Origin of the sequence: Akkermansia sp. JRP_AM1 (assembly GCF_049262625.1) — a bacterium.
Taxonomy (GTDB): domain Bacteria; phylum Verrucomicrobiota; class Verrucomicrobiia; order Verrucomicrobiales; family Akkermansiaceae; genus Akkermansia; species Akkermansia massiliensis.
On the sequence record NZ_CP118234.1, the window covers coordinates 1,811,765 to 1,826,915 of the forward strand.

Annotated in this window: 12 protein-coding genes and 2 pseudogenes; 7 read left to right on the forward strand and 7 right to left on the reverse strand. The window is 58.8% G+C overall.

Annotated features, from left to right (window positions below; genetic code table 11):
• Window positions 1-13 precede the first annotated feature (13 nt).
• The 4 genes and pseudogenes from nusB to PVA48_RS08645 form a co-directional block, all read right to left on the reverse strand.
• Complete coding sequence (gene nusB, locus PVA48_RS08630; RefSeq protein ID WP_102728443.1) at window positions 14-907, reverse strand: transcription antitermination factor NusB; 894 nt, start codon at window positions 905-907, stop codon at window positions 14-16.
• Window positions 908-938: 31 nt separating this feature from the next.
• Window positions 939-1,427 carry a 6,7-dimethyl-8-ribityllumazine synthase gene (ribH, locus tag PVA48_RS08635; protein WP_102728444.1) on the reverse strand — a complete coding sequence of 163 codons (489 nt, stop codon included), beginning with the start codon at window positions 1,425-1,427 and terminating at the stop codon, window positions 939-941.
• Between the two features lie 24 nt (window positions 1,428-1,451).
• A pseudogene (locus tag PVA48_RS08640) lies at window positions 1,452-2,653 on the reverse strand (bifunctional 3,4-dihydroxy-2-butanone-4-phosphate synthase/GTP cyclohydrolase II).
• Between the two features lie 23 nt (window positions 2,654-2,676).
• Window positions 2,677-4,355, reverse strand: a pseudogene (locus PVA48_RS08645) (glutamine--tRNA ligase/YqeY domain fusion protein).
• 523 nt (window positions 4,356-4,878) lie between these two features.
• Here PVA48_RS08645 and PVA48_RS08650 point away from each other — a divergent pair.
• From PVA48_RS08650 to PVA48_RS08660, 3 genes are all read left to right on the forward strand, one after another.
• A complete protein-coding gene (locus tag PVA48_RS08650) occupies window positions 4,879-6,402 on the forward strand; it encodes a HEAT repeat domain-containing protein (protein WP_102728446.1) in 1,524 nt (507 codons plus the stop codon).
• Window positions 6,403-6,441: 39 nt separating this feature from the next.
• Window positions 6,442-6,666, forward strand: coding sequence for a hypothetical protein (locus PVA48_RS08655; RefSeq protein ID WP_146021128.1), 225 nt, complete (start codon window positions 6,442-6,444; stop codon window positions 6,664-6,666).
• 80 nt (window positions 6,667-6,746) lie between these two features.
• The gene (locus PVA48_RS08660) at window positions 6,747-8,708 is read left to right on the forward strand and encodes an MFS transporter (RefSeq protein WP_022396528.1); all 1,962 of its coding nucleotides are present in this window, start codon (window positions 6,747-6,749) and stop codon (window positions 8,706-8,708) included.
• Window positions 8,709-9,025: 317 nt separating this feature from the next.
• On the opposite strand, the gene PVA48_RS08665 is transcribed toward PVA48_RS08660, so the two are convergent.
• The 3 genes from PVA48_RS08665 to rpsU all read right to left on the reverse strand — a co-directional run bounded on the left by PVA48_RS08665 (window position 9,026) and on the right by rpsU (window position 11,752).
• Complete coding sequence (locus tag PVA48_RS08665; protein WP_423231599.1) at window positions 9,026-10,087, reverse strand: ankyrin repeat domain-containing protein; 1,062 nt, start codon at window positions 10,085-10,087, stop codon at window positions 9,026-9,028.
• 50 nt (window positions 10,088-10,137) lie between these two features.
• Window positions 10,138-11,418 (reverse strand): glutamate-1-semialdehyde 2,1-aminomutase, encoded by a 1,281-nt coding sequence (hemL, locus tag PVA48_RS08670; protein ID WP_102728448.1) that lies wholly within the window; start codon window positions 11,416-11,418, stop codon window positions 10,138-10,140.
• 82 nt (window positions 11,419-11,500) lie between these two features.
• On the reverse strand, window positions 11,501-11,752 hold the full coding sequence (rpsU, locus tag PVA48_RS08675; RefSeq protein ID WP_022396531.1) for a 30S ribosomal protein S21: 252 nt from the start codon (window positions 11,750-11,752) through the stop codon (window positions 11,501-11,503).
• Between the two features lie 229 nt (window positions 11,753-11,981).
• Between rpsU and PVA48_RS08680 the strand changes: the two genes are divergently transcribed.
• The 4 genes from PVA48_RS08680 (at window position 11,982) to PVA48_RS08695 (ending at window position 15,035) form a co-directional block, all read left to right on the forward strand.
• Window positions 11,982-13,472, forward strand: coding sequence for a PfkB family carbohydrate kinase (locus tag PVA48_RS08680; RefSeq protein WP_102721942.1), 1,491 nt, complete (start codon window positions 11,982-11,984; stop codon window positions 13,470-13,472).
• Entirely contained in the window at window positions 13,469-14,038 is a 570-nt protein-coding gene (gmhA, locus tag PVA48_RS08685; RefSeq protein WP_102721941.1) for a D-sedoheptulose 7-phosphate isomerase, read from the forward strand. The genes PVA48_RS08680 and gmhA overlap by 4 nt, the downstream gene beginning before the upstream one ends.
• Complete coding sequence (locus PVA48_RS08690; RefSeq protein ID WP_022396534.1) at window positions 14,028-14,534, forward strand: D-glycero-alpha-D-manno-heptose-1,7-bisphosphate 7-phosphatase; 507 nt, start codon at window positions 14,028-14,030, stop codon at window positions 14,532-14,534. The genes gmhA and PVA48_RS08690 overlap by 11 nt, the downstream gene beginning before the upstream one ends.
• 180 nt (window positions 14,535-14,714) lie before the next feature.
• Window positions 14,715-15,035 (forward strand): hypothetical protein, encoded by a 321-nt coding sequence (locus PVA48_RS08695; RefSeq protein ID WP_423231600.1) that lies wholly within the window; start codon window positions 14,715-14,717, stop codon window positions 15,033-15,035.
• Window positions 15,036-15,151: the final 116 nt, after the last annotated feature.

Below are 15,151 nucleotides of genomic sequence, written 5' to 3' on the forward strand. Positions count from 1 at the left end.
TACAGGGTAGTGGTTACGCCGGGCGTTCCGTTTTTGAGATGCCGGCCAGCACGCCGTTGACGAAGCGGGGGGATTCCGCGGAGGAGAAGCGTTCCGCCAGGCGGATGGCTTCCGAGATGACGATGGGGGCGGCCAGGTCTTTGCGGTGAAGGAGTTCGTAGGCGCCCAGGCGCAGGATGGCGCGGTCAATGGCGCTGACGCGTTCCGGAGAGTAGTTTTCCAGGGTGCCGTTGATGGCGGCGTCCAGTTCGTCCCGGCGGCGCAGAATGTCTTCTCCCAGGGCTTTGGCTTCACGGTAGAGTTCATCCGCATCCTTTCCGGCTTCCACCACTTTTTTCATTTCCGCCAGGGAGGGGCGGCCGTCCGGGTGGATGAGGCAGTTGATGCGGTCGTTGATTTCCTGGAGCTTGTTGCAGGAGGAAACAAGGGGAGCCCAGATGCCGTTGTAGGCAGGGAAGTCCTTGAGGGCATCCAGCAGGCGGCGGCGCATCTGCATCAGGGTGGTGTTGAGTTCCTGCGCGGCGTCACAGGCGGCGGAAAGCGCGCCTTTGTCATTGGAGGGGTCTTCGTACAGGTTTTTTTTCAGTTGGAGCAGGGAGGCGTTGAATTCCCCTTCCTTGACCAGCAGGTCCTGGAGCAGGTCGCGGACGGGCAGGGTGAGGGGGTCGTGCTGAAGCTTGTCCGCCGTTTCCCGCGCACGGGTGACGAAGAGGCGCAGCTTGTCCGGATAGTCCCGGGTCAGGTGGCCGGAGACGGCCTTGGCCCTGAGCTTGCAGTAGTCCCCGCGGAAGGGTTCCATCAGGATGTCCCAGATGCCTTCGTCCTGTTCCTGCTCCTCTTCCGGAGTCTGGGAGGTGGCGTAGAGGTATTGGAGGGCTGCTTGTCTGATTTGGTTGCGTGAGAGCATGGCGGTAGAGAAGAGAGAGGGAGGATGTGCCTTATTGCCGGGAGAGGGAGTTGAGGAAGAGTTCCGCCATGCGGGCTGCGGTGCGGGCCGCTTCCCGGCCGCGGTTGAGCTGGGAGGCGATGCAGCGGGCAAAGGCCTGCTTTTCATCGTTCAGGAGAAGGACTTCATGAATGACGGGCGTGGTGAATTCCAGCGCGAGCCGCATCAGGGCCTGCGTGATGGTGGACCCGATGAGGTCCGCGTGGTCCGTGCTGCCGCGCAGGATGACTCCCAGGGCCACCACGGCGTCCGGGCGTTTTTCCGGAGAGCGGGAGAGAACGGATTTGATGGTGACCGGGATTTCAAAGGCTCCCGGTACGCGGATGATTTCCAGCCGGACTGCGGGGAGCACGGCTTCCAGTTCTTCCGAGCAGTTGTCTACCAGGGCCTGGGTGTATTGCTCATTGTATTCCGAGGCGACGATGCTGATTTTGGCGCGCGTGCCCGTGGCGCGCTGGCGGCGTGGAAGTTCCGTGGACATGGAGGGATGGGATGGAGTGGGAGTTTACAGGATGTGGCCCAGCTTGCATTTTTTGGTAGCCAGGTATTTGCTGTTTTGTTCGTTGGGGGGATGACGAGGGGAACCTGTTCCGTGATTTTAATGCCGAAGCCTTCCAGCCCCACGATTTTCCGGGGGTTGTTGGTGAGCAGGCGCAATTGGTCCGCTCCCAGGTCATGCAGAATCTGGGCGCCGATGCCGTAGTCGCGAAGGTCGTCCGGGTAGCCGAGCTTGAGGTTGGCTTCCACAGTGTCCAGCCCCTGTTCCTGGAGCTTGTAGGCCTTGAGTTTTGCCGCCAGGCCGATGCCGCGGCCTTCCTGGCGCAGGTAGAGGAGCACGCCGCCTTCCTGCGCAATGCGGCGCATGGCGGTGTGGAGCTGGCTGCCGCAGTCGCACCGGCGGGAGCCGAAGACGTCCCCCGTAAGGCATTCGCTGTGCACGCGCACCAGCGTGGGCTTGTCCGGGGAGATTTCCCCGTGCACCAGGGCCAGGTGAAGGGCTCCGTCCAGATGGGATTCATAGAGGTGGCAAATGAAGTCGCCGTAGTCCGTGGGCATCTTGACGGTTTCCACCAGGCGTATCTGCTTTTCCTTGGCCCGGCGGTATTCGATAAGCTGGGCCACGGTGCAGGCTTTCAGGCCATGTTTTTTCTGGAAGCCGCCCAGGTCGCCGGTGCGGGCCATGGTGCCGTCTTCCTTCATGATTTCACAGCAGACGCCGGCAGGCTGGAGGGCCGCCATGCGCACGAGGTCGATGGTGGCTTCCGTATGGCCGGCGCGGCGCAGCACCCCGCCGGGAACGGCTCGGAGAGGGAAGGTATGGCCTGGCTGCACAAAGTCATTGACGGTGGCCTTGGGGTCCGCCAGCGTGCGGATGGTCAGGGCGCGTTCCGCGGCGCTGATGCCCGTGGTGATGTCATGGGCCGCATCCACAGAGACGGTGAAGGCGGTGGACATGTTTTCCCGGTTGACGGAGGTCATGAGCGGGAGCTGGAGGGCGTCCGCCCGTTCCGGGGAAAGCGGGGCGCAGACGAGGCCCCTGGCGTGGGTGACCATGAAGTTGATGGCTTCCGTCGTAGCGAATTCGGCGGCAATGATGAGGTCAGCCTCGTTTTCACGACCGGGGTCGTCCGTAACGATGATCATCCGTCCCTGCCGTATTTCTTCCACGGCTTCGTCAACGGTGCAGAATTGAAGTTGGTTGTCCATAAAGGGGGTGAAAGGAGAGGAGGTTATTTTTGCTTTTTGGCCCAGGAGTCCTTAAGGGCCACGGTGCGGTTGAAGACGGCGCGTTTGCCCGGTACATGGTCCCTGCGGTCCGCCACAAAGTAGCCGAGGCGTTCAAACTGGCAGCGGAATTCAGGTTCCGCTTCAGCCAGGGATGGTTCCAGCTTGGCGTTCGTGATGACGGTCAGGGAGCTGGGATTCATGACGGAGAGGAAACCTTCTTCCGCGGCATCCGGGTTTTCTTCCGTGAAGAGGCGGTCGTAGATGCGGATTTCACCGTCCACGGCGTCCCTGGTGCTTACCCAGTGGATGGCCGCCCGGCACTGGATTCCTTCCGGAGGGTTGGAGCCGATGGTGCCGGGGATATGCTCGCAGAAGATTTCCGTGATGTTTCCGTCCGCATCCTGCCGGTAGTCCGTACAGGTGATGCAGTAGCCGCCGCGGAGGCGCACTGTGCGGCCGGGAGCCAGTCGGAAGTATTTCTTGGGCGGGTCCAGCATGAAGTCGTCCCGTTCAATCCAGACTTCCCGGGTGATGGGAAGACGGCGGGTTCCTTCCTCCGGTTTTTCCGGATTGTTCAGCACTTCCGCCATTTCCTCCGAGCCTTCCGGCAGAGTAGTGATGGTTACCTTGAGGGGATTGAGCACGGCCATGCGGCGCGGAGCGTTGGCGTTCAGGTCTTCCCTTACGCTGTATTCCAGCAGGGCCACGTCCGTGAAGCCGTTGAATTTGGTGATGCCTATGGTCTGGCAGAAGTTGCGGATGGCGGCGGGCGTGTAGCCGCGGCGGCGCATGCCGGAGACGGTGGGCATCCGGGGATCGTCCCAGCCGCTGACGTGCCCTTCCTGCACCAGCTGGAGCAGCTTGCGCTTGCTCATGACGGTGTAGGTGAGGTTGAGGCGGGCGAATTCCGTCTGGCGCGGGCGTGCCGGCACGGGGCAGTTTTCAATCACCCAGTCGTACAGGGGACGGTGGTTTTCAAATTCCAGCGTGCAGAGGGAGTGGGTGATGTGCTCGTAGGCATCCTCCAGCGGGTGGGCGAAGTCGTACATGGGATAGATGCACCATGTGCCGCCCGTGTTGTGGTGTTCCGCGAACATGATGCGGTACAGCACGGGGTCCCGCATGTTCATGTTGCTGGAGGCCATGTCTATTTTGGCGCGCAGAATGGCTTTTCCTTCCGGGATTTCCCCGTTTTTCATGGCCTGAAAGCGTGCCAGGTTTTCTTCCACGGAACGGTTCCGGTAGGGGGATTCCTGGCCGGGCACGTTCACGTTGCCGCGCTGGGCGCGTATTTCCTCCACCGTCTGTTCGTCCACGTAGGCCAGTCCCTTGTTGATGAGGGCGACGGCGCATTCGTAAAAGAAATCGAACATGTTGCTGGCAAAAAAGAGATTGTCCCCCAGTCGAAGCCCAGCCAGCGGATGTCTTCCTGGATGCTGTCCACATATTCCTGGTCTTCCTTGCTGGGGTTGGTGTCGTCAAAGCGCAGGTGGCAGCGCGCGCCCGGAAATTCCTGGGCGATACCGAAATTGAGGCAGATGGATTTGGCATGTCCGATATGGAGGTAACCATTGGGTTCCGGAGGAAAGCGGGTTACCGGTGCCTGATGCTTGCCGGAGGCAAGGTCATCAGAAATCATATCGCGGATGAAATCTCGGCGTTCGGCAGGCTGCAATGACATGGCGAAAATTCTACTACCAAATTTCCTTCTCTGCAAGCGTGTTCACTCGGAATGACATGGGGAGGAATACGGCGGATAAAGAGAGTTTTTTATCTTTTCCCGGAAGGCACCGGTTATAAAATTTAAATAATTTATATATAGGAATGTTTGGGAATGTGGATTTCTGATGAAGGTTGGCTAAAAAATCCCCAGTCTTTTACTAGGAAAAAATGTTGTCGGCCGCTTCGCCTTGTGTTCAAGGTTCTGAGGAATGGTTGTCAGTTATAGAATATTTTAAATGTAAGATACCTAGGTTAAATTTAAAGTTCAGGAAAAAAGAGGTGGAACAGGATGGTTCGGGAAAGCGGCTGAGCTGGAGTTCAATGGGACATCCTTGAAAATTTATGCAGAATAACCGGCAAAAGGAAAGTTTGAAAGACAGGTATTGCAAAAGAATCAAAAACGTGCATATTGAACTCCGGTGAATCTGAATTGTCCACAGTGCAAACGACATATCAATGTTCCTTCCGCTGCGGAGGGTTCCATGGTGAATTGCAGCAAATGCGGCCATGAGTTTCTTTGCGACAGGGAAAAGCTGATCCCCAAGAAGCCTTTTGCCAGGGCGAAGAAGGCCGTTACCGTGCATACCCCCAAAGACCGCCGGGAGGCCATTCAGAGCGCCTTGATGGAAACGGGGCTGATTCAACTGATGTGCCTTTGCGCCTCCCTGGTCATCGCCGCCGGCTGCGTCTGGCTTTTTTACAATGCCTCTTCCGAGATGGACGGGACCTTTTTCCTTTCCATGCTGCAGCAGCCTCAGCAAAAGGCGTTCGCCCTGTTTTTCGCCTGTCTTGCGGGGGGCTTGATGGCCTGCGCCGGACGCAGGCACAAGATTGTTTTCATTTTGCTGGGCTTTCTGGTGGCGGGGGGCATTGCCTCCCTGCCTTTCGTGTATCCGGTCAAAATGAATCCCTCCCTGCTCGGCGGGAAGGAAGCGGTCGCCCAGGCTGAGGAGGAGGAAGGCGTCTCCGGCTTTACCAGCATGAGCCTGGAACAACTGGCCGAACAGAACGCTTCCGTTCAGAATTACGGGGAAGGGGATTTGAAGCCCCTGTTTGCCGCCATTGACCGGAAAGAGGCCCAGGGTGTTCTGGGCGTGTGGGTGGTCGGGGTGAATGCGGCCAACCGGGACATGGTGAAGGCGTATTTGAAGAGGATGGCCCAGTCTGAAGACGAGCCGATTTTTTATGACCGCAAAGGCACGGGCGGCGGCTTGTTCGTTATTACTCCTACTCCCATCACGTTTAAGGAGTTTGTGGACGTGGTAGCCAAGATGGGGAACGTGACTTTGCAGGACAAGGAGCATTTCTTTGTGGAAGTGGTTCTGAACCGGGACAAGTTTGAAGCGCGCCCGGCTTCCGCCGCGTTGCAGGATGAACGCCACCAGTATTTCGTACTGGCCAATTTGAAGGAATTGTCCTGTCTGGACATCCGGCGCGTGATTGCCGCGGCAAAGCGTCTGGCTTCCGTGAAGCCGGACAAGATGCGCCATGAAGTTTCCGCCAAGCTGGTGGAGCTTCTCCGGGAGCCGTGGGGGCGTGATGCGGAGTATGTGACCGCTTTGGCTTCCGCCCTCGTCGTGTGGGCGGAGCCGGATAACACGGAGGCGCAGCGCGTGGTTTACTATGTGGCTACGGAGTTGAAGAAGGCGGACTGCGAGATTCCTGCCTCTCTGGTCAGGTTTTTGCTGCACGGTCCGGAGAAGAAGAGCTTTGCGCTGCTTCTGGATGAATGGAAAAAGGATCCCCAGAAGTGGGAGGACGAGTGCAAGGCCGTCGGTCCCACCGGGGAAGCCGACATTATCCGGCTGATGAACGAGTCGGACGATTTTGTGCTGAAACGTTCCGCCGCCCGTATTCTTGGGGAAATCGGTTCGGAGGCTTCCCTGTCCGCGCTAAAGGCTTTCACCCATGACGCCGACAACGAATTGCGCCTGTGCGCGGAGCTGTCCGTAAACCTGATTGAAAAGCGGCTGGGGATAGATTCTTCCGCGAAGAACCCCCAGTAGGGACGGCATCCGTTTCCGGAAGAGGGCGGGAGGTTTTTTATGCCCGGTCTGATTGGGACGCGTCGCACCGCTCTTTTTTCAGCTGAATGGTTCACGGGGCCGGAGGGAAGGCGGCCGCGTTTTTTTCTTTTGCGGCTGTTTTTTCATGAAGATGCGGGGAAAATGGCAAGAGGTGTTTTTGGAGTCATTTTAAACGATCTTCCTTTCCTGTACGGCTTCCTAGTTGTTTCTTTTGTGATATTTTTACCATTTGGGCGCATTTGAGGGGAGGAAAGTTGTTTTTGTCCCGGAAGCGTCTCTTTTTTGGTTGCGGAGAAAAGCCAATTTACTAGAATGCAACGACCATGACAGACCAAGAAAACATGAAGGCCGCCGTTCCGGATGCGGCCAGGCGATACATGCGCTACCTCCTCATCATGGCCGGTTTGGGCGGCCTGCTCTACGGTGTGGACGTCGGCGTGATTGCTGCGGCGCTCCCCTACATTGAGCAGACGGCTGGTTTCAATCCCTCCCAGCTTTCCCAGGTGGTGGCGGCCGTGCTGTTCGGCAGCGTGCTTTCTTCCCTGTTTGCCGGGTATCTGGCGGACAAGTTGGGACGCAAGGCGCTGATTACCGTAGCCGCCGCCCTGTTCACGGTGAGTATTCCCGTGATCTGCCTGTCCCAGGAAGTGTTCGGCATCATGCTGCTGGGCCGTATTCTCCAGGGCGCCAGCGCTGGTATTGTAGGCGTGGTGGTTCCCCTGTACCTGGCTGAGTGTTTGAGCGCGGAATCCCGTGGCAAAGGGACGGGGATGTTCCAGTTCCTGCTGACGGTGGGCCTGGTGTTCGCCGCCGTAGTCGGTCTGCTTGCCGCCAGTTATGTGGGCGGCGTGGAAAATTCCGGCGCGAGCGAGGAAACGCTGACTTCCGCCAAGATTTTTGCGTGGCAGGCCATTTTCTGGGTTTGCGCCGTTCCCGGCCTTTTCCTGTTTTTCGGTTCCTTCCGTTTGAGTGAATCCCCCCGCTACCTGTTCCGCCGCGGCCGCAAGGATGAAGCCATGGCCGTGCTGGTGCGCAGTTATGGAGATGTGCGCGCCAAGGAGGTGTTTGATGAAATGGTCCACATTGAAGAGGAAGAGAAGCAGAAGGCTGAAGAGCTCAAGAAGCAGAGTTCTTCCGGTGAATCCCTTCTTCAGCGCAAGTATGTGTATCCCTTTGTTCTGGCGGTCCTCGTCCTGGCGTTTACGCAGGCCACGGGTATCAACTCCGTGCTGAATTACTCCGTGAAGGTGTTCCAGCAGGCCGGCCTGGAAGGCACCACCGCCAACTGGGCGGACTTCACCATCAAGGTGGTGAACTGCTTGATGACCATCGTCGCCATGATCCTGGTGGACCGCAAGGGCCGCAAGTTCCTGCTCAAGATCGGCACTGCCGGCATTGTGGTGGGTCTGCTCGGCACCGGGTTCCTGTTCAATAATGTGGAAAAAGCCCGCAAGGACGTGACCACGGACGTGGCCGCCCTGCTGGCCGCCCAGAGCCCTTCCGTCCAGAAGGAGTTTGACCAGGGCAAGGACGTAGGCTCCATCCGCACGCTGCAGCTGGAACGCACGCCCGATTCCCCCTTCGTCAAGAACCTGCTTGCCAAGAACGGCATGGGCGACAAGGACATCAACAGGATGCAGCTCATCATCACCTATGACCAGCCGGAAGCCAATCCCGCCTGGTACCAGTTCCTGATGGGTTCTTCCACCCAGCTTTCCGTGGTGGAATTTTCCGAGCTGACCAAGGATGCCAAGGATATCAAGAAGGAAGAGGACAAGGCTTCCCTGGCCGTGATCAAGGCCGTTCCGGATTCCACCAACAAGATGGTGGTGAACGGCAAGGACGGCTATGCCATGAAGCCCGTTTCCATCCTGAAGGCGGAACTGGGCGAGAAGCCGGATACCTCCATGGGCTGGGGCGTGACCGCCTTCTTCATCATCTTCATCGCGTTTTATGCCACTGGCCCCGGCGTGTGCGTCTGGCTGGCCCTGTCCGAACTGATGCCCGCCCGCATCCGTTCCAACGGCATGGCGATTGCGCTGCTGATCAACCAGCTTGTTTCCACGATCATTGCCGGTTCCTTCCTTCCGTGGGTGGGAAGCTGCGGCTATTCCGGCGTGTTCTTTACGCTGGGCGGCATTACGGTGCTGTACTTCATTACGGTGACCTTCTTCCTGCCTGAAACCAAGGGCCGTTCCCTGGAGGAAATCGAAGGCTACTTCACAACAGGCAAGATGCCGGAAGATCTCAAGATGATCGGTGAAGGCATTGAAGCGGAAGAATAATCTTCCCTCCTGTGGTTTTCAAAGCCGCCTCCCCGTCCGGGGGGCGGCTTTTTCATGTTCCGCCAGAGGAAAATGTTTGCTCCATGGCTCCGGAAACCTGGCTGTTCCGGGCTTCCGGCATTTCCGGAAGGAGCATGCCGGGCGTGTTTAAAGACCGGAAGAGGCGGCTTGCGTAAGGTCTCTTTTGTACCGGAGAGGTCCGGGGATGAATCCAGGAACGAGCAGGCCAAGGCTCTGCTGCGGCTCGCTTGAAAGACCCATGGCGGACGGGAACGGCCAGACCCCTTTTTCCGCTTTCACTGGAAAGGAAGATGGCGCTACTCGGTACGCGGTGCTTTTTTCTGTTTGGCCTGCCAGTCTTTAATGGCTTCCGCAATGGGGGGATACCCGTTTTTTATGTGGAAGTCATAGGCGGTCTGGCCGTCATCGTTGCGAAGGGCGGGATTGGCGCCGTTGTCCATGAGGCAAACGGCTATCTCCGGAGAGTTGCAGGCCATCAGCGGCGTCAGGCCGTCCACGTCCGGCTGGTTGGGGTCCGCTCCCGCCTTGATGAGAAGTTCAATGAGGGGGATGAGGCGTTCCGCCGGTTTTTCCTTGGTGCAGACCAGATGCAGGGGGGACTGCTTGCTTTCAAAGAAGCGTTCGTTGACGTCGCAGCCTGCCTTGATGAGCCGTTCGTAAATGGCAGGGGAAAGGCTGAGGAAGCCGACTCCGCGCGCCTGGGCGTTTAACCTGCGCTTGAGGTCCGGAGAACCGGCGTCCAGCAGGGCCAGGGCTATTTTTTCCTGTCCCGGATCAGAGTCATTGAGGGCGGCGGAGTACATGAACGGGGTGACGCCCCACGGTCCCGGCTGGTCCGGGTCGGCCCCGTGCTTGAGCAGGGACTGCACCAGCGGCAGCCTGTCTTCCGCCGTGGAGTTCATGTAAAGGCCCGAGAGGCAGGCCCAGGTGAGGGGGGTGTCTCCCGGTTCCTTAGTGCCGTCATGCATGAAGATGGATTGGGCGTTGACGGGAGCGCCCGCTTCTATCATCCGGATGGCCAGTTGATTCAATCCCAGGGCAATGCAGAGGTGCAGGGGCGTGTTGCGGTCCGGAGCCTGAAGCATGAGGTTGCCAGTCTCCCGGAATTGCTCCAGCATCCGGTAGCACTGGAGGATGAAGTGGAATTCCTGTTGAGCCTCTCCGGCGAACATGATTTCCAGGGGCCAGGAGTCGTGCAGGAAGCGGAGGGTAAGTCCCAGCAGCTTTTCATTTGCCGCTTGGATTTCCTGTTTTTCCGCTTCCGTGAGCTGGATCGTCCTTTCCTCCGCATCCGCCAGGGGGGCGGCTGCGACGGCTGCTGCGGACAGAAGCAGCATGGACCCTGTCATTTGTCTCATGGCATCCTTATAGGGGAAGGAAAGTGGCCTGTCACTTCAAATAAGGGGCATTATCCCAGTTTGGAGAGGCTGACATGGACTGCTTCCACCGTACGGTCAATGTCTTCTTCCGTATGGGCCGTAGAGATGAAGCCCGTTTCATACGGGGAGGGGGCAAAGTAGACGCCCTGTTCCAGCATGTTCCAGAAGAAGGGTTTGAAGAGTTCCTTGGAGGCTTTTTGCGCGGAGTCCAGGTCATAGACTTCCTGCTCCGTGAAGAAGAGGCAGAACATGGAGCCTGCGCGGTGGAAGGTGTAGTTCCTGCCGTGCTTCCGGATGGCCTCGCGGATGCCTTCTTCCAGACGCGCGCCGAGCTGTTCCAGGCGGTCGTAGGCGTTTCCGTCCAGGAGCTCCCGGAGCTGGGCAAGGCCCGCCGCCATGGCGACGGGGTTGCCGGAGAGGGTGCCCGCCTGGTACACGGGGCCGATTGGGGAGAGGCAGTCCATGATTTCCGCACGGCCTCCAAAGGCCCCCACGGGGAGGCCGCCGCCGATGACCTTTCCCATGCAGGTGAGGTCCGGAGTGATGCCGTGAAGCTGCTGCACGCCGCCGGGCGCGACGCGGAAGCCCGTCATGACTTCGTCAAAGATGAGCAGGGAATCGTGCCGGAGCGTGATTTCCCGCAGAAAATGGAGAAAATCGTTCTGCGGGAAGTAAAGCCCTGCGTTGGCCGGGAAGGGCTCCAGGATGACGGCGGCGATGTCGCTCCCATGGAGTTCAAAGGCTTTTTTCACCGCTTCCCGGTCGTTGTAGGGCACCGTAATGGTGAGCTGGGTCATTTCCCTGGGTACGCCTGCGCTGTCCGGTTCTCCGAAGGTGAGCGCCCCGGAGCCCGCCGCCACCAGCAGGGAGTCCACATGGCCGTGGTAGCAGCCGATGAATTTGATGATTTTGCGGCGTCCGGTGTAGCCGCGCGCCAGCCTGATGGCGGACATGGTCGCTTCCGTTCCGGAGTTGACCATGCGCACTTTTTCCACGGAGGGCACCATGCCCGTAATCATTTCCGCCATGTCCACCTCCGCCGGCGCGGGGATGCCGTAGCCCAGCCCCCTGTCCACGGCGGCATGGACGGCGTTCAGAACGGTCTGCGGAGCGTGGCCCAGAATGGCCGGGCCCCAGGTGCCGATGTAGTCAATGAGCTGGCGTCCGTCCGCGTCAGTGATGTAGGCTCCCTTGGCGGATTGGACAAAGAAAGGGTCGCCGTCCACGTTGCGGAAGGCTCTGACGGGGGAGTTGACGCCGCCGGGGATGACGGCGCGCGCGCGGGAGAAGAGCTGGGCGGATTGATTCATGTGCTGAGGGAAGCAAAAAGGGCAAACCTTGAGAAAGGGTTGCCCTCATTGAAATGGGTTCTATTCCCGAACCAATACTGATTTAAGCTTCAGGAGCGGAAGCGGGAGCTTCAGCGGTTTCGGGAGCGGCTTCTTCGCTCTTGTTGCTGTAACGCCATTTTACCTTGTTGCGCTTGCTGGCGGAACGGGCCTTGCGGCGGCGTTCGTCCATCGGGGTTTCAAAGGCGCGGCGGCGGCGCATTTCATCCAGAATGCCTTCAACATCCAGTTTTGTTTTGAGGCGCTTAAGAGCGCGGTCGATAGGTTCACCTTTTCTTACGGTAACTTCACGCATGATTTGTTTTCCTTTTTCTATTCGTCCGGGAACGGGAGACAATACGTAGTGCTTTCCTGCTTACAGGTCAAGATTTTTATCATGGCTGACCCATTTTTTGCCTCTGAAAGAAGGGTTCCGGTGCCCGGGGCGGAGGGGACAGCCTGTCTTGCGCCGTTTTCCGGCTCCGGAACGGGCTTCAACTGTCCTTGCCTTACGGTATGGGGCATGGTAGAAAGGAACGTCTCCCATGAATCGGCTGCATACATTGATTGACGGATTTCCCCGCGTGCGGATTCTCTGCATCGGTGACGTAATGCTGGACAAGTTTCTGTACGGGAGCGTCAGCCGGATTTCCCCGGAGGCTCCGGTTCCCATCATGAAGATGGACCGGGAGACGCGCATGCTGGGCGGCGCGGGCAACGTGGTGACCAACCTGTGCGCACTGGGATGCCGCACCACCTTCGTCAGCGTGGTGGGGAATGACGGCCATGGACGGCAGGTAAGGCGTTTTCTGGAAGAGACGTGCTGCGTTCCGGAGCTGGTGGAGTGCGAAGGGTATGAGACGACCGTGAAGGTCCGTTTTGTGGCGGGGAAGCACCATTTGCTGAGGGCGGACCAGGAACAGCCGCTGCGGATGGTTCCGGAGCTGGCCTCCCGTTTTCTGGAACGGGTGGACGCCTGCCTGCCGGAGGCCGACCTTGTTCTTTTGTCCGATTACGGGAAAGGGCTGTTTGACGGGCAGACAACCCCTGACGTGATCGCCCGGTGCTGTGCGGCGGGCAAGTCCGTGATTGTGGATCCGAAGGGTTCGGATTACTCCCGTTACAAGGGGGCCACGCTGGTGAAGCCCAATATGAAGGAGTTCCAGGAGGCGACCGGGGTGACGCTGAATCCTTCCGCGACAGGCTGGGAAAGGGATGCCATCGCAGGGGCGCAACGGCTGTTTTCCGAGTTCGGCATTGAGAATTTGCTCGTCACCCTGAGCGAGCACGGCATGATTTTCATTCCTTCCTCCAATCCTTCCGATTTTGTCTGCATTCCCACGGAGGCCCGTGAGGTTTTTGACGTGTCCGGAGCGGGGGATACCTCCCTCGCCAGCCTGGGCGCGGCGCTGGCGGCCGGAGCTACGGTGCCGGAGGCCCTGGTGGTGTCCAACGTGGCCGCCGGAATCGTGGTGGGCAAGTTCGGAACGGCCAGCGTGACCGGAGCGGAGCTGAAGAAGGCGCTGGAGGAGAAGGCCCTCAAGGCATCCTCCTGGCATCACCGGAACAATATTCTGACGCCGGAAGCCGCGGCGGAGCTGGCGGAGCGTTTCCGACGGGAGAAGAAGGTGGTGGGGTTTACAAACGGTTGTTTTGACCTGCTGCACCTGGGGCACCTGCATTCCTTCATGAAGGCGCGGGAAGCGTGCGACGTGCTTTTCGTGGGGCTGAATACGGACGCCTCCATCAAGCGGTTGAAGGGAGAGGACAGGCCGATCAATAATGAGGAGATGCGTTCCCTGCTGCTGGCCTCCCTGGATTTTATCGATTACGTGGTGCCGTTTGACGAGGATACGGCGCTGCCGTTGATTGAGAAGTTGCGCCCGGACGTGATCGCCAAGGAGGGCTATCCTCTGGAACGCTGGCCGGAAGGGCAGTACGTCACATCTTACGGGGGACAGGCTCTTGAGCTTCCCCGCCTGGAGGGCTTTTCCTCCACCAATATCATCAACCGCATGAAGAACAGTCCGGAATGAGCGAGTACATCAGGAATCAGATTTTAGGAATAGCGGATAATTTCAAGGCTCTGGCCGCCATGGCCGGAGAGATTGAACAGGTCGCCCGCGTCTGCGCGGATACCCTCAAGGCCGGGAACAAGATCATGTTCTGCGGCAACGGAGGCTCCGCCGCGGATTCCCAGCACCTGGCCGCCGAGCTGGTGGGCCGCTACAAGCTGAACCGTCCCGCCATGAATGCGCTGGCCCTGACGGTGGATACTTCCATCCTGACCGCCGTAGGGAATGATTACGGGTATGAAACGGTCTTTTCCAGGCAATTGCAGGGATTAGGCCGTTCCGGTGACCTGTTGGTGGGGCTTTCCACGAGTGGCAATAGCCAGAACATCGTCCTGGCGATGGAGCTGGCGCGCCGCATGGGCGTCAGGACCGTGGCCCTGACGGGCCAGGGCGGCGGGGAGATGAAAACCGTGGCGGATTTCTGCATTGCCGTTCCTTCCGATGCCACGAACAATATCCAGGAGATGCACATTGCCGTGGGCCATCTGGTCTGCGAGCTGGTTGAGCAGGAAATGTATGGCAGCTAAGGCTCTGTTTCTGGACCGGGACGGCGTGGTCAATGTGGACGGCGGCTACGTGCACCGCATTGAGGATTTTCAGCTGGTTCCCGGTATTCTGGACCTTTGCCGCCGGGCGAAGGAGAAGGGGTATCTGGTGCTGGTGGTGACCAACCAGTCCGGCATAGGCCGCGGCATGTTTACGGAAGGGGATTTCACCCGGCTGACGGAGCATATGAAAGGCGCGTTCAGCGCCGCCGGAGCGGAGATAGCGGATGTGTTCCACTGTCCCAGCGTGGATGACGGCCATCCTGACCGGAAGCCGAATCCCGGCCTGTTTTTGAAAGCCGCCGCCGCCCATGGACTGGATATGGCGGCTTGCGTGTCCGTGGGTGACCGGGAGCGAGACATTCGCGCTGCGCTTGCCGCCGGAGTGGGGCGGAATTTCCTTTTTTCCGCGGAAGATGTCCCGACTCTCGCCACAGCCCGTGTGGAGGCGTTGGAAGAAGTAGCGGCGTGGCTGTAAGCTTGGGAGTGATTGCTCAGGACTGCCCTGTCAGCCCTCCCCGTGTTCCGGCCGCCGGGATGTAATGATGGATGTTCCTGCTTCAAAAAGAAAGCTTTACAAGGGAATGAATATTTCTTATCTATCCAATAGGATGAAACCCTTGCTACCCCTGTTATTGATTGCGTTGTTTCCTGGCCTGTGCGCCGCTGCCAAAACCGCAGAGCCGGCCATGCCCGAGCGGCTGGAAAAAGAGAAGCGGCCACCCGCATTACCTATCAGGGCGGAGACGGCTCCAGCTTTGAGAAGGCCGTCGTGATTGCCGGAGCGAAAAGTTCGATGGATGGCGTTCCTGCCGAACGGAAATGGCTCAAGAAGAAGTACGGAAATTACGAAAAGCTCAAGCAGGCGCTCGTCAAGGAAGGAGGCAAGTATTATGACCTGGTCACGATCAGGACGAAAAAAGGCAAGGAGCTGGTCGTCTATTTCGATATTTCCGGATTCTTCAATCGTGAAGAATAGGGGAGGCCGTTCTTTTGCAACTCTTGATGGCGTGCCGTCCCCGGCTGTCTGCCCGGTCGTTCCCGTGTTTTAGCACATTCCCGCTTTTCCCGTCCCGGGAGCTGCTCCTCCAGCGG

Bases quoted from the DNA above. Each gene is read 5' to 3' on its own strand.
- nusB (WP_102728443.1), bottom strand. From the start codon at position 907: ATGCTCTCACGCAACCAAATCAGACAAGCAGCCCTCCAATACCTCTAC.
- ribH (WP_102728444.1), bottom strand. From the start codon at position 1,427: ATGTCCACGGAACTTCCACGCCGCCAGCGCGCCACGGGCACGCGCGCC.
- PVA48_RS08650 (WP_102728446.1), top strand. From the start codon at position 4,879: ATGGTGAATTGCAGCAAATGCGGCCATGAGTTTCTTTGCGACAGGGAA.
- PVA48_RS08655 (WP_146021128.1), top strand. From the start codon at position 6,442: ATGCCCGGTCTGATTGGGACGCGTCGCACCGCTCTTTTTTCAGCTGAA.
- PVA48_RS08660 (WP_022396528.1), top strand. From the start codon at position 6,747: ATGACAGACCAAGAAAACATGAAGGCCGCCGTTCCGGATGCGGCCAGG.
- PVA48_RS08665 (WP_423231599.1), bottom strand. From the start codon at position 10,087: ATGAGACAAATGACAGGGTCCATGCTGCTTCTGTCCGCAGCAGCCGTC.
- hemL (WP_102728448.1), bottom strand. From the start codon at position 11,418: ATGAATCAATCCGCCCAGCTCTTCTCCCGCGCGCGCGCCGTCATCCCC.
- rpsU (WP_022396531.1), bottom strand. From the start codon at position 11,752: ATGCGTGAAGTTACCGTAAGAAAAGGTGAACCTATCGACCGCGCTCTT.
- PVA48_RS08680 (WP_102721942.1), top strand. From the start codon at position 11,982: ATGAATCGGCTGCATACATTGATTGACGGATTTCCCCGCGTGCGGATT.
- gmhA (WP_102721941.1), top strand. From the start codon at position 13,469: ATGAGCGAGTACATCAGGAATCAGATTTTAGGAATAGCGGATAATTTC.
- PVA48_RS08690 (WP_022396534.1), top strand. From the start codon at position 14,028: ATGGCAGCTAAGGCTCTGTTTCTGGACCGGGACGGCGTGGTCAATGTG.